Source organism: Vibrio qinghaiensis (assembly GCF_002257545.1).
GTDB classification, from domain to species: Bacteria; Pseudomonadota; Gammaproteobacteria; order Enterobacterales; family Vibrionaceae; genus Vibrio; species Vibrio ordalii.
Window position 1 is genome coordinate 2,089,685 of record NZ_CP022741.1, and the last position, 23,595, is coordinate 2,113,279.

The following is a 23,595-nucleotide window of genomic DNA, read 5'->3' on the forward strand; positions in this document are numbered from 1 at the left end:
ATAAAGATGAAAATGATCACAGCTGCTATGCTTAGCACCTTGTCTCTTATCAGCTACTCCGCATTCGCCACGGTGACCGAGGTGACCAATTACAAATCCCCTTATTGCGGCTGCTGTACTGAGTGGTCCACTCACATGCAACAAGCCGGATTTAAGGTTAACGACCAATTGCAAGAAGATATGACGGCAATAAAACAGCAATTGGGCATTACACCCAAGCTCGCCTCTTGCCATACAGCCGTTATCGACGGCTATGTTTTCGAAGGTCACATTCCAGCCACAGACATTCAAGCCTTTCTCGCTAATCCACCAAAAAATGCCAAAGGGTTAGCCGCGCCCGGCATGCCAATCGGCTCTCCAGGTATGGAATCTGGTGATAAGAAAGAAGCCTATTCGGTTTTTGCTTTTAACGAGCAAGGTCAGGTGTTTGAGTTTGCTCACCACGAAGGTAATTGATTTTATGTAATAAAGCCTCCGACAGATGCGGAGGCTTTCATTTGGGTGCCTTGATATGACTACGAGTTATTTAACGCTAGTTACCCGGCTGACTCGCTCGCCTGAAGCAGAGAGAGAACGGATCCAGACCTCACCGGACACCTTCGGTTGTTCACTATTAGAGTAATCAAACCATTGCTGACCATCTAATGAGTATTGCAGCTCAACGCCTGGGAATGACGAATTCATCGACAATTTACCCGCTTCAATCTTAGCTCCGGGTATTGGCAGGCGATAATCAATGCCAGCTTTTTCCAGTTTCGCCAACTCACGTTGCCCAACGATGTTAGCAAAACGAGTCCAATCTTGATTCAGTGCAGACTTATTGACTAAGTTGGTTTGCTGAGAGTATTCAACCCCTACTTTATAGTCGTTTTCCCACTCCGCTTTATGCCAAGCACGCTCAGCGGCAGCCAACACTCGAGGGAAAACCATATATTCATACTGCTCATCATTACGAACCGTTTCTGACCACAATTGAGCTGACAAGCCATAGAATGGTTTCGACGTCACCTCTCCTTTACCGACAAAACCATTACCATCACGATCTAATGAAGTTTCAGCGTTTTGCGGCATATTTTCCGGTGCAAAACCAAACATTTTACGCGTATCGGTCGCACGGGTGGCCCAGTAATAACCGCGCTCTTTAGGATCCGCCTCATAAGGCATATCCATGTAGACATAATCAGGGTTAGAAACAATTACGTCGTAACCTTGTTTTGCCCATTCATAAACAGAGCTTGTACCGCCCCAATAGAGGACATCCCAAAAGTTCACACGTGTATTGCGCGTGGCAAAAGCGGATTCTCCCTCGCTGTATTTCAAGCCATCTTGCCATGCTTGGAAATTCTCAATCCCTTTATCGGCGACAATTTTCGACACTTGCTCAGCAAAATAACTCGGTAAATGAGCAAAGTCACTTACTACTCCTTGGCTGACTAACGCTTGGCACTGTGGCGATTTCGCAAATGGTTTATCTTGTTGTGAAAGATCTAAGTTACCTTTCCAACTGACTTTTTCCGTCGCATTAATATCTTGGAAACCCGCGCCCAATTTGATGTTTTTCGCCTCATCGCCACCAAAATGCCAAGTCGATAAAGGCATGCCCGCCTCACTGTGCATCAAGGCCACTTCAGTGATCACCTTGTCCACAAAGCGTTTAGACGAGTCTAAACAAGGGTTAATAAAACTCTGCTTATCATAAAACTGAACCGTCGTAACATTAGAGCTGTCTTGAGGATCCATCAAGCGATACTGGCTAGCCTGTTCGGTTTTCCCTTCTTGGCTCAAACGTTCAAAACGAGCCTCCATTGAAACAACCGCAGAGCGAGCATGGGCTGGCATATCAATTTCAGGGATCACTTCAATATTGCGCGCTTTAGCGTGCTTGAGGATTTCAATGTAATCGGCTCGACTGAAATAACCTGAGCCAAAGTTATCAGAATTTGGACCGGAGCCAAGCTGTGGCAGTAAGCAGTTTTTCTCATCTAAATCAAAGCAGCGCTGTCCACCAATGTCGGTCAATTCAGGTAAGCCCGGAATTTCTAAACGCCAACCTTCATCATCAGTCAAATGAAGGTGTAATTTATTCATCTTATAAGCCGCCATTTGATCTAATGTGGCCAAAATCGCTTGCTTAGAATGGAAGTTACGTGCGACATCCACCATCACACCACGGTAATCAAAACGTGGAGCATCTCCGATGCTGATCACTGGCAACGCCGTGGCATTCTGACTATCCACTAAACCCAAAATAGATTGAACGGCGTAGAAAGCTCCCGCTTCATCAAATGCACGAATAGAGATAGCATTCGGTGCAATCTCCAACTCATAAGCGCCCGATGTCGCCATCTGGTCAGAAAATTCGCTCGGTGTAATCGCAACACCAACCGCCAACTCTCCATCGAGCTTCAGCCCAATCGTTTTGGCACGCGCTTGCAATGCTGAAAACTGATCCGTCGCAAAGTCCTTTACATCAAGCTTAAGGCCGCGAGTAATGTCAACAACGCCTTGACCAAGCGTTGTTTTTAGAGGAGTTGGCAACAGAGCCGTTGATACATCTTGCAGTGATACATCGCTATTTTTCTCAAATCGGCTGATGGCCGTAGCAAACACATTATTATCGCTGGCAGTGCGTTTGATATTATCGCCCTCAAGTCCACGCACAAATGATGACGTGTCTTCAGTGTTGAGAGATACAATAAGTTTAGGCTCTGTATTGGGCGCCGCAACGAATGCACGCGGCATAAAGTCCGTTTCAAACAACTGCCAATATTCAGCGACCAGAGGTAAAACAACCTCTTCGCCCGCAGCAAAACCATCAAATTTATCAGTGGGTTCAAGCTTATGTAAATCACCCGTTAAACGGGTAATTTTGAATTGATCATTTTCAACATCCAGAATCAGTCGAATGCTGTGGAAATAGATAGTCCACTGCTTTGAATTCACGGCTTCACCTTGGTTAACCAAGGTCATGTTCACTTTATTACACGATGCCCATTCCGCTTCGAGAGACTGACATGCCAATCCTTCATCTGCCCCGTGATTGGTTAATACGGTGTAATGAATATCCAAATTTTCCGCCAGCGCATCGACGACTTTCTGCTCTGGTGATTGCAACAAAGAGCAACCTGATAATGTGGCGATAACCGAAACAGCAATCAAACTAGGTTTCAACATGTGACTCACCCTACCTTTAAAATAAAAACCCAACATCTTGTTAAAAGGACTGAAAACAGCAACAAGCAACGAGACTTGTGGCCTAAGGCATCCACCATACAAGGAGTTATTTCTAAGCGTAAAATAATTAGCTGCACGAAGTGATCTAGTTCAAATCCTCTGAATGACAATCAAAACAAAACTATTTAAAATCAATGGATTAAATTTAACGTCAAAAACGTAATTTATTATTTGACGAGTTTAACTTGAGAAAGATCACATAAAAATACATCACAAAAATGAATTTATCGATAGAGATCACAGCTCACGAGAAGACGAGAAGTTCATTAAAGGGATTTGGCAGGTTAAATCGTGATATAGGTCATAAATTGTAATGACTCATCAAACGTCAAAATGCGCTAAAGTGACGTTTTTTACACATCCTAATGCTATTTATTATCGTGGAATATTGACTGCTATTTTTAATAGCTGAATTTGCTCGATGAAGGGTGGACAGTGGAAGAGACTGATAGTGAAGGAGGAAAACCCTTTATCTTTGGTAATGAAAGTGATCACATCCAGATGCAACAAAGCCCCGCATTACTGCGAGGCCTTTAATGTGGTCGGTGAAGAGCCAGATAGTGAAAGAGGCGAACCCTTTTCTATTTGGTAACGAAAACTTACCGCTTCCAAATATAACAAAGCCCCGCATTACTGCGAGGCTTTTAATGTGGTCGGTGAAGAGCCAGATAATGAAAGAGGCGAACCCTTTTCTATTTGGTAACGAAAAAACTCACCGCTTCCGAATGCAACAAAGCCCCGCATTACTGCGAGGCTCTTAAATATGGTCGGTGAAGAGCCAGATAGTGAAAGAGGCGAACCCTTTTCTATTTGGTAACGAAAAAACTCACCGCTTCCGAATGCAACAAAGCCCCGCATTACTGCGAGGCTCTTAAATATGGTCGGTGAAGAGCCAGATAGTGAAAGAGGCGAACCCTTTTCTCTTTGGTAACGAAAAAACTCACCGCTTCCGAATGCAACAAAGCCCCGCATTACTGCGAGGCTTTTAAAGATGGTCGGTGAAGAGGGATTCGAACCCCCGACCCTCTGGTCCCAAACCAGATGCGCTACCAAGCTGCGCTATTCACCGAAATTTTTGCTCTGCACTTAGCGAGCAGTTCCGAGCTTTTTGCCTGGAACGGATGCGTATAGTACGCATCTAAAACTAAGACGCAAGCCTTTAATCTTATTTCCATCAAATAACAAACTCATTGACTAAATTACCATCAAAAACACATAAAACGTGACTAATTACACACCAATAGAAACATTAAGTTAACTTACGCAACATTATTGATCCAGATCAGTGTCGACAAACAGAGCAAACTTTAACTTGGCTGTGTCTTCGAAACTTTGGAGGAAACATGGACTTTTGGCTTGATCTCCTATTTGGTAATGCTGTGGGGCTATCTTCAATGATAGTAATCTTTGGTGCTTTTGGTCTTATGCTGTTTTATGGCGGTTTCTTCATTTATAAAGTGATGAATGACAAATCTCCTCACTAGATCGCTTAGCACCTATTGGAAAATAGAGTAACGCTATGCACCGGAGTCGATTATCTGTCTGCTCCGGTTTTTTATCACGTTAATAACTCTATCTTCTTGATGAATGGCATCATTCGGCTACTCAAGATCGGTTCGATAAGATTATCTGTTTCAAAATAATCTATGGTGCTATGCCAAGAAAAGCACACAATAAGCACATAAATAAAAACGCCTTGGTTAATTACTATTAACTGCTAAAATATCGCAACGTCAATAGGCAACACTCAGAGTGTTGCTTTGTTTTTATTCACCGCCGTTGGGAAACGTAAGAGCAACCTATGTCACAACAAGCCACCACCCGTTTAAACAAATACATCAGTGAAACTGGTTTCTGTTCTCGTCGAGAGGCTGATAAGCTAATTGAACAAGGCCGAGTAACCATCAATGGGTTATTGCCAGAAATGGGCACTAAAGTCACGCCGAACGATGAGGTGTGTATTGATGGTAATCCATTAAAATCAAAAGAAAAACCGATATACATTGCCCTTAACAAACCGACTGGAATCACCTGCACAACAGAGCGCGATATTCCAGGTAACATTGTTGATTTTATTGGCCACCACAAACGTATTTTCCCGATAGGTCGATTAGACAAACCATCTGATGGACTGATCTTTCTGACTAACGATGGTGACATAGTCAATAAGATATTACGTGCTGGTAATAACCATGAAAAAGAGTACGTCGTCCGAGTAGATAGACCCATCACCGACGAATTTCTAAATAAGATGGCCTCTGGCGTGGAAATTCTTGATACGGTGACACTGCCTTGCAAAGTAACCCAAGAAACGAAGTTCTCCTTTAGAATTGTGTTAACACAAGGGTTAAACCGTCAAATTCGTCGTATGTGTGAGGCCTTAGGTTACGAAGTGTTTAAACTACGCCGAGTTCGTATTATGAACATCAGCCTAGACGGCATCCCTAATGGTGAATGGCGTTATTTAAGCGACGAGGAAGTCGCTGAAATATTAGCAATGTGTGAGAGTTCTTGCGGTACGGAAGGCGCGTCCAAGCTTGATGTGACGGGTAAGCGTATTCGCAAAGCCACCGATGCAAAACTATTTGATAGTCGTGAGCAAAATCAAACCTCGACGGCACGCAGAAATCAAAAGCCAAAAACGTTCCAAGGGCGCAATGCCGATGAATTTCGCCATGCTCCAAATACAAAAAGAGCACCGCGCCGACCCACAAATTCATCACAAGGTGCGCCAGCTAATAGCCACAGAAAAAGCAGTACGTTAAGCCTTAAAAAATAATCATCGAACAATGCGTTAATTCTGTTGAGCAATAAAATGACCGTAATGACGCATCACTGAAGCAACGATAAAAAAGGAGAAACATTCGTTTCTCCTTTAAGACAGCATAAAATTAACGCTTATTTCGTACCAAAAATCTTATCGCCAGCATCGCCAAGACCAGGAACGATATAACCTTTATCATTCAATTTCTCATCAATTGCCGCCGTATAGAGCTCCACATCAGGGTGCGCTTTTTCTAACGCCGCGATGCCTTCAGGCGCTGCAACTAAAACGAGAATTTTAAATTGGTTACAGCCGCGCTCCTTGAGCAAATCGATCGTCGCAATCATGGAACCGCCAGTTGCCAGCATTGGGTCAACCACAAGCGCAATTCGCTCCTCAATATTAGAAGCGAGTTTGTTGAAATAAGGGACAGGCTCAAGCGTTTCTTCATCACGATAGATGCCAACAACACTAATCCGCGCACTTGGAATGTGCTCTAAAACGCCGTCCATCATGCCAAGACCAGCACGCAAAATAGGTACTACCGTTACTTTTTTACCTTTGACTTGATCAATTTCAACTGGGCCATTCCAGCCTTCAATCGTCACTTTTTCTGTTTCAAAGTCTGAGGTTGCTTCATAAGTTAGTAGGCTACCCACTTCTGTAGCTAACTCACGAAAACGCTTAGTGCTGATATCCCCTTCCCTCATTAACCCAAGTTTGTGCTTAACTAGAGGGTGTTTAACTTCAACAACTTTCATTTTCATCTCCGACGACATTTAAACAAACCTTCGAATTGTACACACTTTTTATGCTAATTTCAGTGCCAATTATAAACAAAAAAACTGACGCAAACGTTTTCCTTTTTGTTTTAAGCCCTGTTAGAATAGCGCCGTTTTCATATCCAACTTATGACCGAGGACTTCCCCGTGAGCGGTAATAACACTTCTCTTAGTTACAAAGATGCTGGCGTAGATATTGATGCAGGCAATGCACTTGTTGAACGAATTAAAGGCGCCGTCAAACGCACTCGTCGCCCTGAAGTTATGGGTGGCATTGGTGGTTTTGGCGCGCTTTGCGAGCTACCAACCAAATATAAACATCCTGTTTTAGTCTCTGGCACCGATGGAGTTGGCACAAAACTTCGCCTCGCATTGGATATGAATAAGCACGACACCATTGGCATTGACTTGGTTGCGATGTGCGTTAACGATTTGATTGTTCAAGGTGCTGAACCGCTTTTCTTTCTGGACTACTATGCCACGGGTAAATTGGATGTAGATACAGCGGCTGATGTGGTGTCGGGTATTGCCGATGGTTGTGTGCAAGCAGGTTGCGCTTTGATCGGTGGTGAAACCGCTGAAATGCCGGGCATGTACGAAGGTGAAGATTACGATGTCGCTGGCTTTTGTGTCGGTGTGGTTGAAAAAGAAGAGATCATCGATGGCTCAAAAGTGGCAGCAGGTGATGCTCTGATTGCGGTTGGCTCTAGCGGCCCTCACTCAAACGGCTATTCATTAGTTCGCAAGATTTTGGAAGTATCAGGTGCCGACAAAAATGAAGACTTGGCTGGCAAAACGATTGGTGAGCACTTACTGACACCAACCAAGATTTACATCAAATCAGCGCTTAAGATGATCGCCGAGCACGATATTCACGCCATTTCGCACATTACTGGCGGTGGTTTCTGGGAAAACATTCCTCGCGTTCTTCCGCAAGGGACGAAAGCGGTGATTGACGGCAATAGCTGGGAATGGCCAATTATTTTCCAATGGCTGCAAGAAAAAGGGAATGTAACCACTCACGAAATGTACCGCACATTTAACTGTGGTGTAGGACTGATTGTTGCGCTTCCAATGGATCAAGCACAAGCGGCGGTTCAATTACTGCAAGCGGAAGGCGAAAATGCGTGGGTTATCGGTCATATTGCTGAAGCTCAACTCGATGAAGAGCAAGTAGAGATCAAATAACTGATGAAAAGTATTGTTGTTTTAGTTTCAGGAAATGGCACCAACTTACAGGCTATCCTTGATGCGTGTGAAACGAAAATTAAAGATGGCAAAGTAACGGCTGTTTTTTCAAACAAAGCAACTGCTTATGGCTTAGAACGAGCTAAAAAAGCAGGTGCGGCGGCGGTGCATATTGACCCAAATGCCTTTGACACGCGAGATGCGTTTGATGCGGTATTGATGGAGCAAATTGACCAATACGCGCCTGACTTAATCATTCTTGCTGGCTACATGCGTATTCTGAGTGGTGAGTTTGTGCGTCACTATTTAGGACGGATGCTCAATATTCATCCTTCTTTACTTCCTAAATATCCTGGGTTGAATACCTACCAACGCGCGATTCACGCGGGTGATGAAGAGCATGGCACCAGTGTGCATTTTGTGACTGAACAACTTGATGGTGGCCCAGTCATTCTACAAGCAAAAGTGCCTATTTTTGATGAAGATACCGTTGATATTTTGACTCAACGTGTTCAAGCTCAAGAGTATCGAATTTACCCACTAGTGGCACAATGGTTCGTTGAAGGACGCTTGGAAATGCGTGAAGGTAAAGCCTATTTAGATGGCCAATTACTTGGCATGCATGGTTATGCTTTCGATGAATAAATCGTATCTCTGAATAGTGCGAAAAAGGTTGCCTCAACAGCAACCTTTTTTTATTGTCATCTCAAATACGATTCAAACCGCAGTAAATAGAACAAGCTTAAGAATAAAAAACTTAAATGGGTGCTTGGCAGCCTGGCTTTGCCGCGGCAAAGGGAATGTCAGCTAAGGACTGCGCATTGCCATCAACGTATTCGCCATAATGGAAAATCGCATATTCGCCTGGTTTCATTCGTTGCCAAGTTTCATTTCCCGTCAGTGGCTGAGTCGCAATCACAGACACAACATCATCAGGCGTTGTTTCTTCTTGGAAGTTAATCTCGACATCTTCATCAAGCAGGCTCGCTTTACCAAAGGGGGCACGTCGAGTAATCCAGTACAGATGATTCGTGCAATAGGTCACCAAAAACTCACCGTCAGAAAGTAGCATATTAAACACACCTTGCTGCTTCAGTTGATCGCAACACTTCGCAACGAATTGAAACATGCTGAGCATATCTTGAGGCGGTTCAGGATAACGCGCTTCTAACTGCTTTAACAACCAACAGAAAGCTTGCTCGCTATCGGTTTCACCAACAGGGCGATAGCGCCCAGTTTCTAGCTGCTGGTGATCCGTCAATTGTCCATTGTGAGCGAACGTCCAATATCTCCCCCACAATTCTCGAGTGAATGGGTGAGTATTTTCCAAATTCACCCCACCGCGATTTGCTTGACGAATATGGCTAACCACTGCCCGACTTTTTATAGGGTAATTCTGCACAAGCTCTGCAATTTTTGACTGAAAGCTAGGGTTAGGATCTTTAAAGGTACGAAACCCCTTCCCTTCATAGAAAGTGATTCCCCAACCATCACGATGCGGTCCCGTGTTCCCGCCACGCTGAATCAACCCAGTAAAACTAAAGCAAATATCAGTCGGCACATTGGCACTCATACCGAGCAATTCACACATGGTTTAATGCACTCCCTTTTGCAACCACAAACACATTAAAAGAAAAGAACGATGTTGAACTTCTTACGCCATCTCTTTTTCAATCAGTTGGATAACGATGTGGATGATCTTGATATGGATTTCTTGGATACGATCCGCGTAGCCGAAGTGCGGGACACGAATCTCGATATCCGCTAAACCTGCCATTTTCCCACCATCTTTACCGGTCAGTGCAATGGTCTTCATCCCTTTGGCTTGGGCGGCTTCAATCGCTTTCAAAATGTTCCCCGAATTACCAGAAGTCGATAGGCCAAACAGGACATCGCCTTTTGAACCCACCGCTTCCACATAGCGAGAGAATACAAAATCGTAACCAAAATCATTGCTAACGCAAGACAAGTGGCTTGGATCTGAAATAGCAATACCAGGATAACCCGGACGATTCTCGCGATAGCGCCCCGTTAGCTCTTCAGCAAAGTGCATTGCATCACAGTGGGAACCGCCATTACCGCAAGAGAGCACTTTTCCGCCTTGCTTAAATGAGTCGGCAATCAGTTTTGCGGCGGCCTCAATTTGAGCGATGTTATGCTCATCATTAAGAAATTTGTTTAGCACGTCAGCCGCTTCGGTCAATTCACTTTTAATTAAATCCTGGTACATAGATATATTCTCTTTTTAATCTGTTTACCGATAGGCTCCATCAATCAAGAGCCAGTAACAGGCTTGAGTTTACCCAAACCATCTTTTCTGTCGATAGTTCGACTTCAAGAATTGTTGTTTTCTCCCGCTTCCCACTCCAGAAAGCCCTCTATGGGTTGTTTATTTTGAGGTTTTGCCCTACATGGATCACTTTTTGAACAATACAAGGTTTTACATTTCGTTAATAATTTGATTACACTTAGCACTGGTTAGACCACTTACACAAACGAGACGACTAACAACACTCCCCAATGCACTGAGAAAAATCAGCCGCAATGGCGTGAATACAGTCTCAAAGGAATGAAATTATGGACATCTTGCTCTCTATACTTGGTTTTCTCACCGTGTTCGGTGTGTGCCTCTACCACAGAATGTCACTTTTTAGCGCATTAGTTGCGCTAACGGTAACCATGGTGGTTCTTACCCTGCTGGATTACACCGGGGTGATTGGATGGTTGCTGTATTTAGCGGCTATCGCTTTATTAGCCGTTCCCTCTATCCGTCAAAGCGTGATTAGCGAAAAAGCATTAACACTGTTCAAAAAAGTGCTGCCTGCAATGTCACAAACCGAAAAAGAGGCATTAGATGCAGGAACCGTTTGGTGGGAAGCTGAACTGTTTAAAGGCAAACCGAACTGGAACAAACTACACAAAATTGCAGCGCCGACATTAAGTGCACAAGAGCAAGCCTTTATTGATGGACCAGTCAACGAAGTGTGTGCCATGGTTAGCGATTATCAAGTTACGCATGAATTAGCCGACTTACCTCCTGAGGTTTGGCAATATTTAAAAGATCATAAATTCTTCGCCATGATCATTAAAAAACAATACGGCGGCTTGGAATTTTCAGCTTATGCACAATCCATTGTGCTACAAAAGCTAACGGGTGTATCTGGTGTGCTTTCATCCACCGTTGGTGTACCGAACTCTTTAGGCCCAGGCGAACTTTTACAACATTATGGTACTGAAGATCAGAAAAACCATTACCTGCCACGTTTAGCGGAAGGTAAAGAGATTCCCTGTTTTGCATTAACCAGCCCAGAAGCGGGTTCCGATGCAGGTTCAATTCCTGATTTTGGCGTGGTATGTAAAGGGAAATGGGAAGGCAAAGAAGTGTTAGGGATGCGCCTAACGTGGAACAAGCGCTATATCACGCTCGCCCCGGTTGCAACCGTATTAGGCCTAGCATTCAAACTGCGCGATCCTGACGGCTTACTTGGGGATAAAACAGAGCTTGGCATCACTTGTGCGCTCATCCCAACCCACTTAAAAGGAGTTGAAATTGGCAATCGCCACATGCCATTGAACGTTCCATTCCAAAATGGTCCGACACGTGCTAACGATTTGTTTGTGCCACTGGATTTCATCATTGGCGGACCAAGCATGGCAGGACAAGGCTGGCGTATGCTTGTAGAGTGTTTATCGGTTGGACGTGGCATTACGTTACCTTCTAACTCGACGGGCGGAATTAAAACTGCGGCGCTAGCAACAGGAGCTTACGCTCGGATTCGTCGTCAATTTAAGCAACCAATTGGCCATATGGAAGGTGTCGAAGAGCCATTAGCACGTTTAGGTGGTAACGCTTATGTGATGGATGCGGCGAGCAATTTAACCGTAGCTGGTATTGATCTGGGCGAAAAACCCTCGGTCATTTCCGCTATAGTCAAATACCACTGTACCCACCGTGGTCAACGCAGCATTATTGATGCAATGGATATCGTGGGCGGCAAAGGCATTTGTATTGGTCCTGCTAACTTTTTAGCTCGCAGCTACCAAGGTGCACCGATTGCCGTAACCGTCGAAGGGGCCAATATTCTGACTCGCTCAATGATCATCTTTGGTCAAGGCGCTATCCGTTGTCATCCTTATGTTTTAGAAGAAATGAACGCCGCTTATTCACAAGATTCTGATGCCGTTGAGAAATTTGACGCAGCTCTTGCAGGTCACGTCAGCTTCACCATGAGTAATCTTGTCCGCAGTATTTGGTTTGGCGTTACCGATGGTTTTGGTTCATCTGCACCGACTAATGATGCAACCAAACGCTACTATCAACAACTAAACCGTTACAGCGCTAACTTAGCACTGCTTTCTGATATTTCGATGGCTGTATTGGGAGGCTCTCTCAAACGTAAAGAGCGTTTGTCAGCACGCCTTGGCGATATTTTGAGCCAACTCTACCTCAGTTCTGCCACACTTAAGCGTTTTGAAAATGATGGTCGTCCTGTGGAGGATCTTCCTTTGGTTCATTGGGGTCTGCAAGACAGTTTGAAGCAGACGGAAGTCGCCATTGATGAATTCTTAGCCAACTTCCCGAATAAAGCGATTGGTAAGGTACTTCGTATATTGTTGATGCCGATTGGTCGAGTACGCAAAGCACCTAGCGATAAATTAGATAGCCAAGTTGCGCAGATCCTACAAACACCGAGTGAAACTCGTTCACGCATTGGTCGCAACCAATATCTCGCCCCAACGGCGCATAATGCGGCGGGTAAGATTGAACAAGCACTGGACATCATTTTACGTGCAGAGCCTTTGTTCGATAAAGTGTGCAGCGTCACCAATCAACGCCGTCCATTTTTGCGTTTAGATGAAGTGGCCGCCATTGGCTTACAACAAAAAATTCTAACCGAACAAGAAGCACAGCTATTAACGGAAGCTGAGGCTCATCGTTTGTATACCATTAATGTCGATGATTTTGCGCCACAGGAACTGGCCGCAAAGCCTCAATATCCGGCAATAAATGATGTTGCGTAAGTCAATCTATTGAATGTCAAAGGGCGCTTTAAGCGCCCTTTTCTATGACTAGAATACAGAATCAAGAGGTTGCCAACTCGGCAACATCCCTTGTTATTTCTTCGGCATATTCAACTGTAATTCGGGTTGCAACGCCTTTTTCGCTTTAATCTTACGCATCACAAACCACGCTAGAAGACCTATGAATATTGCAACAATATTACCAATCACGATGAACATAATACTGCGACTCGTTGCCTCTTCTCTCATCTGAATAATCAGTTGCTCCTGTTCAAGCCTACGCTGCTTAATCTCTTCTTCCATCTGCAAACGGCGAGTCTCCTCAATGTTAACATCATCCACCACGCTGTAAGTACGCTCTGAAAGTGGGAAATAAAGTGGGCGCTGGCTAGCGAGTTCTGTCGCATATAACCTTCCAGACCAACGATAGTTACCGTTATCCCCTTTGTATGGAATTTCCAAATTAAGCTTGAGTGACTCTTTTCCGGATAGTCCTTCAGTAGCAAAAATATCATCATAAATATTGGCATGCTCAACATGCGCCGCTATCGATCCGGGTTCAACCATGCCTAACTCACCTGCAAAGACAATTTGGTGCGGCGCGCCATCTACTCGGGACTGGATAAAGGTAGTCGACACTGGCGTAGGGTAAACTAACACTTCTTGCTCTTGAGCGCGTAAAAACACACCGTTACCAGAAGTGATCCTAACACGGTATTTACCCGGCACTGGAGTGATAGACAACGCAACCGTAAATACACCATCACCAGGACGTTCATCTAAACCACGTCCATCATCAGCAAATTCACCAATAACCTCAGGTAATGGACGCGCCTCTTTGATCAGTTCTTGTTCATTTTCAACGAACTTAGTAAAAGTCACTTTTAAGTTGACTCTATCGAGAAAGTCTCTCAACAATAAAGGCTTACCATCCGAGGTTAAGCGAGCTGTAAATTTTAATTCTTCACCATGATACAAACGGCTAGGAAATACATCTGTATCCAATTGCAAGTGTGAGATTAGCTTAATGCTATTTTGTTGCGAAACCTTTCCTATAGCCTGCCAAGGGCCAGGCATTGGCTTATCAATTGAAATGATATCCATTGTGGCTTCCTGATACCAACGCATATTCTCATCGTACCGCCACGCGTAATATTTCTTACCATCTGGCCGCACAAGCACCACTGGCTGAGATGACTTTTCGCGATACACGACAAAAGTAATTTGTGAAATGGTTGGATCCACTCGAAAACGATTATCGAGCAGCGACATCGAGGAGGGATTTGCCGCAAAAACGCCAATACTCCACATCAGCGCAGCAATAGCCACCATTATCCTCAACATATTTTCTCCTACTGACGCCAAAGGCAACTTCCACTCTTTTCGACTAGATCCAATCTTTCTTGGTGTGCTTGTAGTTCATCGGCACAAGCACGCAAAACCTTTAGCTTTTTCCGACCTGCGACAGCTCGTTTTATTGACTCTCCTCCCACACTGCCATCACTGCGCGTTCCAGCATTAAATTGTAAAGAGGTTTGCCCACCTGTCATCAGCAGATAAACGTCCGCTAATATCTCCGCATCGAGCAATGCACCGTGCAAGGTACGATGTGAGTTATCGATACCATAACGATCACAAAGTATATCCAAATTGTTGCGTTTGCCGGGGAAAATACGCTTTGCCATAGCAAGCGTATCGGTCACTTTGCAATACTGCTCCGTCTTACCGATTTTAGCGTCGAGCTTGCGAAACTCGTAATCCATAAAACCGACGTCGAAGGGAGCGTTGTGTGCCACCAGCTCTGCTCCCTTGATGAAATCTAAAAACTCTTGATGCACATCGCGATATTGCGGTTTATCCACCAAAAATTCATCGGTAATGCCGTGGATCTCGATCGCTTCTAACTGAATCTCACGATCGGGTTTCAGGTAGACATGGAAGTGGCGGCCAGTAAGCTTGCGGTTGATAATTTCAACGGCACCGATTTCAATAATGCGGTGTCCCTCATAATGAGGGCCGCCTTCACGGTTCATACCCGTGGTTTCCGTATCAAGAACGACGATACGTTGGGATTGGGAATTGCTGCTAGTATTCATAAGGATATGTATGTCAGACTATGCCAATAATGTGCGTAACCTAATAGTATCAAATCATGACAAAACAGGTGGAAATTTTCACTGATGGATCTTGCTTAGGTAATCCTGGCCCGGGTGGGTATGGGGTTGTCCTTCGTTATAAAGGAACCGAAAAAACGTTAGCCAAAGGCTATCGACTCACCACTAACAACCGAATGGAAATGTTAGCGGCAGTGGTTGCACTGCAAACACTGAAAGAGCCATGTAATGTTATTCTCACCACAGACAGCCAATACGTTCGTCAAGGTATTACTCAGTGGATCCACAACTGGAAAAAACGCGGTTGGAAAACATCGGATAAAAAACCAGTGAAGAATGCCGATTTATGGCAAGCACTCGATAAAGAAAGCGCCCGCCACACCATTGACTGGCGCTGGGTGAAAGGCCATGCGGGTCATCGTGAAAATGAAATGTGCGATGAATTAGCACGCAATGCAGCAGAAAACCCAACCGAAGACGATATTGGGTATCAAGCATCCGAATAAGGGTCACAGGCCTTATCTTGGTTCTGAGTTGATAAACGGTAGTTCAGGCTAACTGGCGAAAGACGCCGTTTAAAACGCCAATGAGGTTTAATCGGTTTCAAGGGATAAGTACGTTTGCGCGCTACAATGAAATACAGGCTACCAAATGGAGCGGCCCAGTCGCCAATACCATTTTCCAACCACGCCCACATGGGTTGATATTTTTGCATCGGAAAAAGGGCATATTGGTCACAGTCAATCACTTGATAATTCAAGACACTCAGCCAATCCTTAATCCGGTTAGCGGTAAACATACGACCGCTCCAAGGTAAGTTATGTTTTCGCCAAGGCATCAAACTTGCGATCCCCGTAAAACTGATTGGATTAAACCCCGTAATAATGATGTAGCCATCATCCATCATCACGCGGTCAACTTCGCGTAAGATACGATGCGGATCGCCACAATAATCCAGTTGATGCGCTAAAATAGCCACATCAAAACTCCTCTCAAGGAAAGGCAACTCACCACTATCGGCAATCACATTATGAAGTGGGTTTTTGATATCAAGATGAACTTGGTGTTGAATATTGCAGTTGCAACTGGCAAGCTCACAACTCAAACCACCGAGCTTAAGCATATGATAGCCAAATAATTTAGGGCACCATTCATCAAGCCGAGTCTGAATAGAATCGCTAACCCATTGACCATTTTTAAGTTGTGACCAAGAGTGAGGTTTATCTAATTTCTTTTCGCTACGTGCTGGCTTCATCGATAACCTATTTCACCTCGGTGATTGGAGATACTCATGTTACAGATCAAAAGCATACCCGCATTTAATGATAATTACATCTGGCTGATCCAAAATAGCGATCAGCGTTGTGCTGTGGTCGATCCCGGTGATGCAGCACCAGTGCTTGAGTACCTCTCGAAGCATCAATTAACGCTCGAAGCAATATTAATTACCCACCATCACCATGATCACATTGGTGGTGTTGCAGAACTGGTTCGTCAGCTTCCCAGCATTAACGTTGTTGGTCCCGCTCATGAACCTATTCCTACCTTAACGCACGCGGTTGAAGCTGGCGATCAGCTAGAACTGTTCAATGAAATCTTTATGGTGCTTGATCTCGCAGGACACACAAAAGGTCACATTGGCTATGTCGGTGACAATAAACTGTTTTGTGGCGATGTACTGTTCTCCGCAGGGTGTGGCCGTGTTTTTGAGGGCACAATGGAGCAAATGTTTACGTCACTGTGTAAACTTGCCGCATTACCAGAAGAGACTGAGGTCTATTGCGCGCACGAATATACCGCAAGTAACATCGCATTTGCTTTGGCTGTTGAGCCCGATAATGACCAGCTTCAACAATATCGAGATACCGTCAACCGGCTTCGAGCCCAGCAGAAATCGACATTACCGACCACGATCCGCCAAGAAAAATGGATCAATCCGTTCTTGCGAACCCAACAAGAGAGTGTGATGAAATCCGTTGCGAATCGTACTCAGCAAACCGATCCTTTATCAATTTTTACCGCATTACGTGAGTGGAAGAACGAATTTTAACGATTTGCTGCTTGTCATAGCAATAAAGTGCCAAGTATTATCAGCAGCCATTAAGTCAAAGGGCTGAGATAGATGCGATTTCAATTTAGCTGGGTGATGGTGCTCTTGTTCGCGGGGTGCCAAATCACTCAGCCAACAGACCAAACAACAGCGCCAAACGCCAAAGAGGCCAATAGCCCTCAGATTCAGACACCAAAAGAGATAACTAAACCAAAGCCGTCATCTGCAAAAAAGACAACGCCGAAAGCGATCACGCCACAAGAGCAGAAGGACGTATGGCAGCGTATTGCCATGCAGCTGTCGATGGATATCCCAGATCAAAAATCAGTAAATTATTATCGAACTTGGTATCTTAAACACCCTAATCACCTGCAAACTGTTGCTGAGCGAGCAAAGCCATTTCTTTACCTGATCACAGAGAAAATTGAGCAGCGCGGCTTACCACTTGAGTTAGCACTCTTACCCATTGTTGAAAGCTCGTTTGATGCCTTTGCCTACTCACACGGTAGCGCTGCGGGGCTGTGGCAATTTGTGCCGAGTACGGGAGAAATGTATGGCCTAGAGCAAAATTTTTGGTATGACGGAAGACGAGATGTAGACGCTGCAACGGATGCTGCTTTGAATTATCTCACTGCATTAAATAAGCGTTTTGATGGTGATTGGAGCCATGCGATTGCCGCCTATAACAGCGGTGGTGGGCGGATCTCTAGCGCGATTCGTAAAAATCACAAGGCTGGTAAACCAACCGACTTTTTCTCACTCGACTTACCCGATGAAACCACAGGCTACGTCCCTAAATTACTCGCACTGGCCGATATTGTTGCCAATCAAGAAAAATATGGAATTGAAATCCCAGCGATTGCTAACAAACCAGTATTAACGTTAGTCGACCCTCAAGAGCAGCTTGATCTTGCCATTGCCGCCAATTACGCGGGAATGAGCGTGAAAGAGCTGCAAAGTTACAATCCGGCTTACAACCACTGGGCAACCTCACCAACGGGGCCTTATCAACTGTTACTCCCATTGAATAAAGTCGAGCAATTTGTACAGAAAGTTGAAGAGAATCGCGGTAAGGGGATGAAGTTAGTACGCTACAAGGTAAAATCCGGCGATAGCTTGAGTGTGATTGCTCAACAGCACAATACCACCAGTAAAGTGATTCAGACGGCCAACAATCTCAATGGCAACGTCATTCGCATTGGGCAGCATTTAATGATCCCGACATCCGTAAAAGACGAAAAAACATACGCACTCAGTGCCAGTAACCGCTTAGCAAAAACGCAAGCGATGGCCCGTGGTCAGTATAAGCTGTCTCATACGGTAGCCAAAGGTGATAGCTTATGGATCATTGCCAAACAGCACAATGTTTCCCATCAATCCTTAGCACAATGGAACGGTATGGGGCCAAGAGACACGTTGAAGATTGGCCAAAAACTGGTCATTTGGAAAAATAGCAGTGAAGGTGCCATCATTCGTACTGTTTTTTATCAAGTGCGTAGCGGCGATACACTCAGCACCATAGCCAATAAGTTTAAAGTCAAAAGCCTCGACATTGTGAAATGGAACGAGCTTGCAAACCAAAAGTACTTAAAGCCGGGTCAAAAACTCAAGCTCTACGTCGATGTCACTAAGGTCAGTGTATGAATCCTTCCAGTAACCCATTAATCATGTTGGTGGATGTTTTCCGTTCCCCTACGTCTTGTTTTTTAGCCCTTCATCAACGTGGAATGTGGGGTTGGCAGCCTTATCTCTTTTTAATCCTGAGCCCCTTTCTATTTTGGGGGGCTTATTTTGACGTGGTTAACTTTGAATGGCTAAAAGCGGGACTCTCAGCGCAATTGGCAATGGTCAACCCTACTCAGCTTGAAATGTTAGATGCCAACACCTTGATGGCCAGTGAAATTATCAGTGATGTGGTAGGCCGCACGCTAACGATTTTCATGTTGGCATTGTGGTTCAATTTGGCGACCAAGCAGAGCCAACATCAGCACGGTTTCTGGCGTTGGTTTGCCGCAAGTGCTGTCATCACTTTCCCAGCCGTGTTGGGCGATCTCGCCAGTTACGCGAGCTTATTACTCAAACATGGCTACGTGATGACTTACGCTGCTGATCTTAACAGTTTAAATGGTCTAATTAAGTTGCCACTGACTAATGATTGGTCCCAATTTGCCAGCTCCTTCCCACTGCTTTTGCCTTGGTACATCGTACTTGGCTACGCGGCGGTGGGCGCATGGACAGAGCTTGAACGCGGCCAAGCTCTGGTGATTTCGGCGCTGCCTTGGATTGGCTATTACCTGATTTGGGCACTGTACATCTCAATCAGCTAGAAAGCCGTTATAAGCTGAAACTCGCCAATAGTGGGTTATGATCAGAAGCGTCCGTTACCGGCGCTTTTGCATTGAGTAGTGTTAAACCGCGATAAAAAAGATGATCGAGCACCAAGCCCGTCACAAATTGAACTCGGTGATCGGGTTCGAACGACACTTCCTGCAAACCCACACGATTTAATGCAGCAGTTAATGTGTCCATCCTTGCTTGACTCCAGCTATTAAAATCGCCACCGACAATCAGCGGCCCGTGATGTGTTTTTAATTGAACGAGTAACGCTTCCAACTGATTGGCATACTCTTGCGTACCATAGGTAAAGTTCACTGCATGCAGGTTTACAACCGCCAGAGTCTGACCATCACTTAAACGATACAGGGCGTAAATCGCCGATTTGGGTAAGCGCAACCAAGGCTCTAATTCGGTGTAAGCACACGCTAATACTGGCATCTGCCTACCAAGATTTAACACTCCGGCTGATTCACCAAAAACTCGAAAAGCATCCGCTTGTGTCCCACCCCACTGTTTTTGGCTGATCCACTCTTTCAATGACAAGGTCATGCTCGCTTCTTGTAGCAACACCAATTGGGCATCTTGGCTGAATTTATTCAGCTCACTTTGCCATGTTGCTCTATTTTGTTTATAGATATTCCAAACCAGTACATTGAGCTGACCATGCTCATCTATTACGCGAGCGTTTGGATTATCGTAACAAATCAGTGGCGATGAAGTGCTTTTGCCATCAATAGTCAACAATTGCGGCGTTGAAGGAATAGTAAAAATAGAGAAAAAACTAACCACAGCCGCGGTAATCAGCAACAGCGGCAAAACAAGCAGATATTTTCTTTTCATAACGTTCAACAAAATTGGTAGGGATGTATTCAAAAGAGACAAAAAAGGAGCCATTGGCTCCCTTCTTCTCGGTATATAGCTAAATAGCGTCTTCGTCTTCTTCACCGGTACGAATTCGTACCACTCGTTCAATATTAGTAATGAAAATTTTACCATCACCAATTTTTCCCGTTTGCGCCGTCTCAATAATGGTGTCAACGCAGCGATCAGCGACATCGTCAGTCACCACAATTTCAAGCTTCACTTTAGGTAAGAAATCCACCATGTACTCAGCGCCACGGTACAATTCAGTATGCCCTTTCTGACGACCAAATCCTTTTACTTCAGAAACAGTCATACCCGTGATCCCCACTTCAGCTAACGCTTCGCGGACGTCATCAAGTTTAAATGGCTTAATAATGGCTTCGATTTTTTTCATGTTCATCCCTTAAACTTTCATCAATTGGTGGCATTATCTGCTAGCCGTTAATAACAATCAACCAAAGCTCTACTGGATTTAGCCCTTTTGTTACTTAAAGTTCACAACTATTTGAAATGGACTAGCACTTTGAGTAACGGTAGAAGTCGCTCTGTTATTAAGCTCGCGCTGGCAACAAGTTTTTATCTGGTAAACAAAAAGGGTAATCCTCTGAAAGTTCACTAGCAGGACAACTGATCACTTGTTCATTATTTAGGCCACAGTCACGCATATACATCAAGGTAGCAAAGCTATCAATCACGTGCGTTGGATAAATGGGTCCCGCATCTCGATATGCTTCCATTAAAGGCAAATGGTCATTTTGGTAGCAAACTATCTTTTCTGGCGCATCCACAATCCAACGAGGGAAATAGATAGCCCCATGAACCACATAATCATATAAGTTCAATGTTAATGCGACACTTGTGCCTGTCGCTTCAACCCAAGAAACTCGGTAAACCGACTGTGCGACGCGTGAAATAGACACTCGTTGATCTTTGACCCAACGTCCACCAACGATGCCTGAGTGGACACGGTAATCAATGGTTGTCTCATTTTTTATATACAGTTCATAACGCCAACCTTGATCATAGGTATAGATGAAGCTTTTACCCAGAAAATAACTTAAATCATTTCGCTCAAAATTCATGATGGGTCCTCTATTATAGATTGTGGCTTATTGGAATAATTACTTTTGTACTGAGAGTCTCCATCATTGGATTGGTTGCAATCAGAAGCAAAATGAATATGTAACTTGTATTCTGTGCCACAGAAATGAGTATTTGAGCTGAATTTTATCTAAGAATTAATTTACTGAATTTATACAAAAGTCCGATGGACTTTACCATATCGAACTTTTAATCAGGCGAAACCTATAATGAGTTTAAGAACCACTATATACCCAAACAACTTGGAGTTGCAGGTAGGCGGCAAGTGAGTGAGTCCCCATGAGCATAGGCAAACTATGTGATTGGGGTGAACGAACGTAGCCAACACCGCTGCAGCTTCAAGTAGGAAGGGTATAGACCTACTTCAAGCTGGAATAATAAGCCGCTAAATTGGCAATATCTTCATCAGTGAGCATCATAGATTGTGCTTGCATGACGACGGCTAAACCACCACTGCGTTCTTTGTTTTTATAAGCTTTAACTGATGTTATGAGGTATTGCTCATTTTGCCCTTTTAGGTTTGGGTAACCCGGGATCAATGCAATCCCGTCTGCGCCGTGACACGCCGCGCAGATAGCCGCTTTGGCTTGCCCTGCGGCTGGGTCTCCAGCAAACGCACTTCCCGCTAACAACGTAAAACCCATAACTATTCCAATCGCGATTTTTTTCATTGCTCCACCTTTATGTCCATATTCATTGTATGTTTTATACGAATTCTGCATGAAAAGCGTTCATTTGTCCCAGATGAGTTCACAATCTTGCCCGCTGAAGTCACGATCAACAAATAAATTTGCAATCGCAACCACTTGATTCCGATGCATCAATATTGGCGTTCTTCGTCGTAACCAACTCGGCACGCCATACTCTTGGAACAATTTTTTTAGCTTTCGACTTCCCACTCGTCCTGAAGGGCATGCTGCCAGCCCTTCAGGATTAAACGTAACGCTTAATTGATGGCAATCATCAGGCAAGGCTATTCCCTTGCTAGCACCATTAGACGATAACGTCAGATTTCCTAATCCATCAGGCAAGGTGACTGATTGATCGGGCACAATCATCGCCTGCCAATCTGAAATGTCTTGATAAGTTTGGATGCAATATAGCTTTTGGTCAAAGCGGCGGATCTCACTTTGTCCTAGTTTAAGACGAGGATTCGCATCAATACGCGCAGACGCCACTTGTTGCCAAATCATCGCCAAATGTTCTTGAGTCGGCATTGACTCCCCCAATTGAGCAAGCCACATTCTTAGCAATTGATAGCGTGCTAATTCGCTGCGATGAGAAAGCGCGGTAATTGATAAACTACCATCAGGCATCTTTGCCTCTTGCATTGCCTCTTGTAGCAGCTCTTCAAGCAACACCTGCTGCTGAGCACATAATGTCGCACTACGAGCAACCGCTTGGTGAATATGCGGCCAGCGCTGCATAAGAACTGGCGTGATGTGATGACGGATAAAATTACGATCAAAACGGGTATCTTGGTTGCTTTCGTCCTCGACCCAATCCAAATTCTGGGTTATGGCAAAGCTTTCGATCTGTACGCGAGTCGCCGCAAGCAAAGGACGGACGATTTTCCCCGCGCCAAATGACATCGCTTGCGCCATCGAAGAGAGCCCTTTAGGCCCACTACCGCGCTTTAAGGCAAGCAAAAATGTCTCGATTTGATCATCACTATGCTGTCCAGTTAGCAACAAATCGTCAGCGTTAATGTAGTTTGCTAAAACTTGGTAACGCGCCGTACGCGCCAATGACTCCACACTTTCACCGCTGTCAGTATCGAGTTGTACCCGCTCAATAAAAAAAGGGATCGCGGCGTGTTGAGCCCAGCGCTGACACTGTTTGGCCCACTCATCGGCATGTTGGCTTAATCCATGATGAACATAAACGGCGCAGCACTCGCAGTTGGTTTCATCACGATATTGCGCCAGTAGTGCAAGCATCACTCGCGAGTCCATACCCCCACTAAAACCCAAGACTAATTGACTGCTTGCTAAGCGATGACGATTGATAACGTGTGAAAATAGCGAATAAAGTTCAGACATGGGTTTTCAGCGCTAAGAGGAATTGATGCAAGTTTACCTTGAAACGCGCCAAGCAAACCAGCCCTGAAATCGGGCCGATAAAAAAGGGCTGAACAGA

At 44.7% G+C, this 23,595-nt stretch carries 22 protein-coding genes and 1 tRNA gene; 10 read left to right on the forward strand and 13 right to left on the reverse strand.

Annotated features, from left to right (window positions below):
- Window positions 1–6: 6 nt before the first annotated feature.
- On the forward strand, window positions 7–456 hold the full coding sequence (locus CCZ37_RS09725; protein WP_010319397.1) for a DUF411 domain-containing protein: 450 nt from the start codon (window positions 7–9) through the stop codon (window positions 454–456).
- Window positions 457–522: 66 nt separating this feature from the next.
- Here the strand turns inward: CCZ37_RS09725 and CCZ37_RS09730 are convergent, their stop codons facing one another.
- Together CCZ37_RS09730 and CCZ37_RS09740 are read right to left on the reverse strand one after the other, a co-directional pair.
- The gene (locus CCZ37_RS09730) at window positions 523–3,174 is read right to left on the reverse strand and encodes a beta-N-acetylhexosaminidase (RefSeq protein WP_094500405.1); all 2,652 of its coding nucleotides are present in this window, start codon (window positions 3,172–3,174) and stop codon (window positions 523–525) included.
- 1,052 nt (window positions 3,175–4,226) lie between these two features.
- Window positions 4,227–4,303 (reverse strand) — tRNA-Pro (locus CCZ37_RS09740).
- Between the two features lie 274 nt (window positions 4,304–4,577).
- Between CCZ37_RS09740 and CCZ37_RS09745 the strand changes: the two genes are divergently transcribed.
- The gene (locus CCZ37_RS09745; protein ID WP_010319399.1) at window positions 4,578–4,718 is read left to right on the forward strand and encodes a DUF3149 domain-containing protein; all 141 of its coding nucleotides are present in this window, start codon (window positions 4,578–4,580) and stop codon (window positions 4,716–4,718) included.
- 317 nt (window positions 4,719–5,035) lie between these two features.
- Entirely contained in the window at window positions 5,036–6,013 is a 978-nt protein-coding gene (rluF, locus tag CCZ37_RS09750; RefSeq protein WP_094500406.1) for a 23S rRNA pseudouridine(2604) synthase RluF, read from the forward strand.
- A gap of 119 nt (window positions 6,014–6,132) precedes the next feature.
- On the opposite strand, the gene upp is transcribed toward rluF, so the two are convergent.
- Window positions 6,133–6,759, reverse strand: a complete 627-nt coding sequence (gene upp / locus CCZ37_RS09755; RefSeq protein ID WP_026027908.1) for a uracil phosphoribosyltransferase — start codon at window positions 6,757–6,759, stop codon at window positions 6,133–6,135.
- A gap of 168 nt (window positions 6,760–6,927) precedes the next feature.
- On the opposite strand from upp, the gene purM reads away from it, so the two are divergent.
- Together purM and purN are read left to right on the forward strand one after the other, a co-directional pair.
- The gene (gene purM, locus CCZ37_RS09760) at window positions 6,928–7,968 is read left to right on the forward strand and encodes a phosphoribosylformylglycinamidine cyclo-ligase (protein ID WP_010320092.1); all 1,041 of its coding nucleotides are present in this window, start codon (window positions 6,928–6,930) and stop codon (window positions 7,966–7,968) included.
- Between the two features lie 3 nt (window positions 7,969–7,971).
- Window positions 7,972–8,613 carry a phosphoribosylglycinamide formyltransferase gene (purN, locus tag CCZ37_RS09765; RefSeq protein ID WP_094500407.1) on the forward strand — a complete coding sequence of 214 codons (642 nt, stop codon included), beginning with the start codon at window positions 7,972–7,974 and terminating at the stop codon, window positions 8,611–8,613.
- A gap of 112 nt (window positions 8,614–8,725) precedes the next feature.
- Here purN and CCZ37_RS09770 read toward each other — a convergent pair whose 3' ends face one another.
- Both CCZ37_RS09770 and lpcA read right to left on the reverse strand, forming a co-directional pair.
- Window positions 8,726–9,559 (reverse strand): class II glutamine amidotransferase, encoded by an 834-nt coding sequence (locus tag CCZ37_RS09770; RefSeq protein ID WP_094500408.1) that lies wholly within the window; start codon window positions 9,557–9,559, stop codon window positions 8,726–8,728.
- Between the two features lie 63 nt (window positions 9,560–9,622).
- The gene (gene lpcA, locus CCZ37_RS09775; RefSeq protein WP_010320095.1) at window positions 9,623–10,198 is read right to left on the reverse strand and encodes a D-sedoheptulose 7-phosphate isomerase; all 576 of its coding nucleotides are present in this window, start codon (window positions 10,196–10,198) and stop codon (window positions 9,623–9,625) included.
- A gap of 347 nt (window positions 10,199–10,545) precedes the next feature.
- Between lpcA and fadE the strand changes: the two genes are divergently transcribed.
- Entirely contained in the window at window positions 10,546–12,990 is a 2,445-nt protein-coding gene (gene fadE, locus CCZ37_RS09780) for an acyl-CoA dehydrogenase FadE (RefSeq protein WP_017047308.1), read from the forward strand.
- A gap of 93 nt (window positions 12,991–13,083) precedes the next feature.
- Here fadE and CCZ37_RS09785 read toward each other — a convergent pair whose 3' ends face one another.
- Window positions 13,084–14,334 carry a TIGR03503 family protein gene (locus CCZ37_RS09785; protein ID WP_167372403.1) on the reverse strand — a complete coding sequence of 417 codons (1,251 nt, stop codon included), beginning with the start codon at window positions 14,332–14,334 and terminating at the stop codon, window positions 13,084–13,086.
- A gap of 8 nt (window positions 14,335–14,342) precedes the next feature.
- The gene (dnaQ, locus tag CCZ37_RS09790; RefSeq protein ID WP_094500409.1) at window positions 14,343–15,086 is read right to left on the reverse strand and encodes a DNA polymerase III subunit epsilon; all 744 of its coding nucleotides are present in this window, start codon (window positions 15,084–15,086) and stop codon (window positions 14,343–14,345) included.
- Window positions 15,087–15,142: 56 nt separating this feature from the next.
- Between dnaQ and rnhA the strand changes: the two genes are divergently transcribed.
- Complete coding sequence (rnhA, locus tag CCZ37_RS09795; protein WP_010320099.1) at window positions 15,143–15,610, forward strand: ribonuclease HI; 468 nt, start codon at window positions 15,143–15,145, stop codon at window positions 15,608–15,610.
- Here rnhA and CCZ37_RS09800 read toward each other — a convergent pair.
- A complete protein-coding gene (locus CCZ37_RS09800; RefSeq protein WP_010320100.1) occupies window positions 15,595–16,359 on the reverse strand; it encodes a class I SAM-dependent methyltransferase in 765 nt (254 codons plus the stop codon). The genes rnhA and CCZ37_RS09800 overlap by 16 nt on opposite strands.
- Window positions 16,360–16,395: 36 nt before the next feature.
- Here CCZ37_RS09800 and gloB point away from each other — a divergent pair, with 36 nt between their 5' ends.
- From gloB to CCZ37_RS09815, 3 genes are all read left to right on the forward strand, one after another.
- The gene (gene gloB, locus CCZ37_RS09805; RefSeq protein WP_094500410.1) at window positions 16,396–17,154 is read left to right on the forward strand and encodes a hydroxyacylglutathione hydrolase; all 759 of its coding nucleotides are present in this window, start codon (window positions 16,396–16,398) and stop codon (window positions 17,152–17,154) included.
- Between the two features lie 72 nt (window positions 17,155–17,226).
- Window positions 17,227–18,798 (forward strand): lytic transglycosylase, encoded by a 1,572-nt coding sequence (locus CCZ37_RS09810; RefSeq protein ID WP_010320102.1) that lies wholly within the window; start codon window positions 17,227–17,229, stop codon window positions 18,796–18,798.
- Entirely contained in the window at window positions 18,795–19,481 is a 687-nt protein-coding gene (locus CCZ37_RS09815; protein ID WP_010320103.1) for a YIP1 family protein, read from the forward strand. The genes CCZ37_RS09810 and CCZ37_RS09815 overlap by 4 nt, the downstream gene beginning before the upstream one ends.
- 7 nt (window positions 19,482–19,488) lie before the next feature.
- Here CCZ37_RS09815 and CCZ37_RS09820 read toward each other — a convergent pair whose 3' ends face one another.
- From CCZ37_RS09820 to tilS, 5 genes are all read right to left on the reverse strand, one after another.
- The gene (locus tag CCZ37_RS09820; protein WP_167372404.1) at window positions 19,489–20,331 is read right to left on the reverse strand and encodes an endonuclease/exonuclease/phosphatase family protein; all 843 of its coding nucleotides are present in this window, start codon (window positions 20,329–20,331) and stop codon (window positions 19,489–19,491) included.
- A gap of 79 nt (window positions 20,332–20,410) precedes the next feature.
- Window positions 20,411–20,749 (reverse strand): nitrogen regulatory protein P-II, encoded by a 339-nt coding sequence (gene glnB, locus CCZ37_RS09825; RefSeq protein WP_010320105.1) that lies wholly within the window; start codon window positions 20,747–20,749, stop codon window positions 20,411–20,413.
- 157 nt (window positions 20,750–20,906) lie between these two features.
- Entirely contained in the window at window positions 20,907–21,437 is a 531-nt protein-coding gene (locus CCZ37_RS09830) for a phenolic acid decarboxylase (RefSeq protein WP_010320106.1), read from the reverse strand.
- A gap of 378 nt (window positions 21,438–21,815) precedes the next feature.
- Window positions 21,816–22,127: a c-type cytochrome gene (locus tag CCZ37_RS09835; protein ID WP_010320107.1), complete on the reverse strand. Its 312-nt coding sequence runs from the start codon at window positions 22,125–22,127 to the stop codon at window positions 21,816–21,818.
- A 60-nt stretch (window positions 22,128–22,187) separates the two neighbouring features.
- Window positions 22,188–23,498, reverse strand: coding sequence for a tRNA lysidine(34) synthetase TilS (tilS, locus tag CCZ37_RS09840; protein ID WP_094500411.1), 1,311 nt, complete (start codon window positions 23,496–23,498; stop codon window positions 22,188–22,190).
- Between the last annotated feature and the right edge of the window lie 97 nt (window positions 23,499–23,595).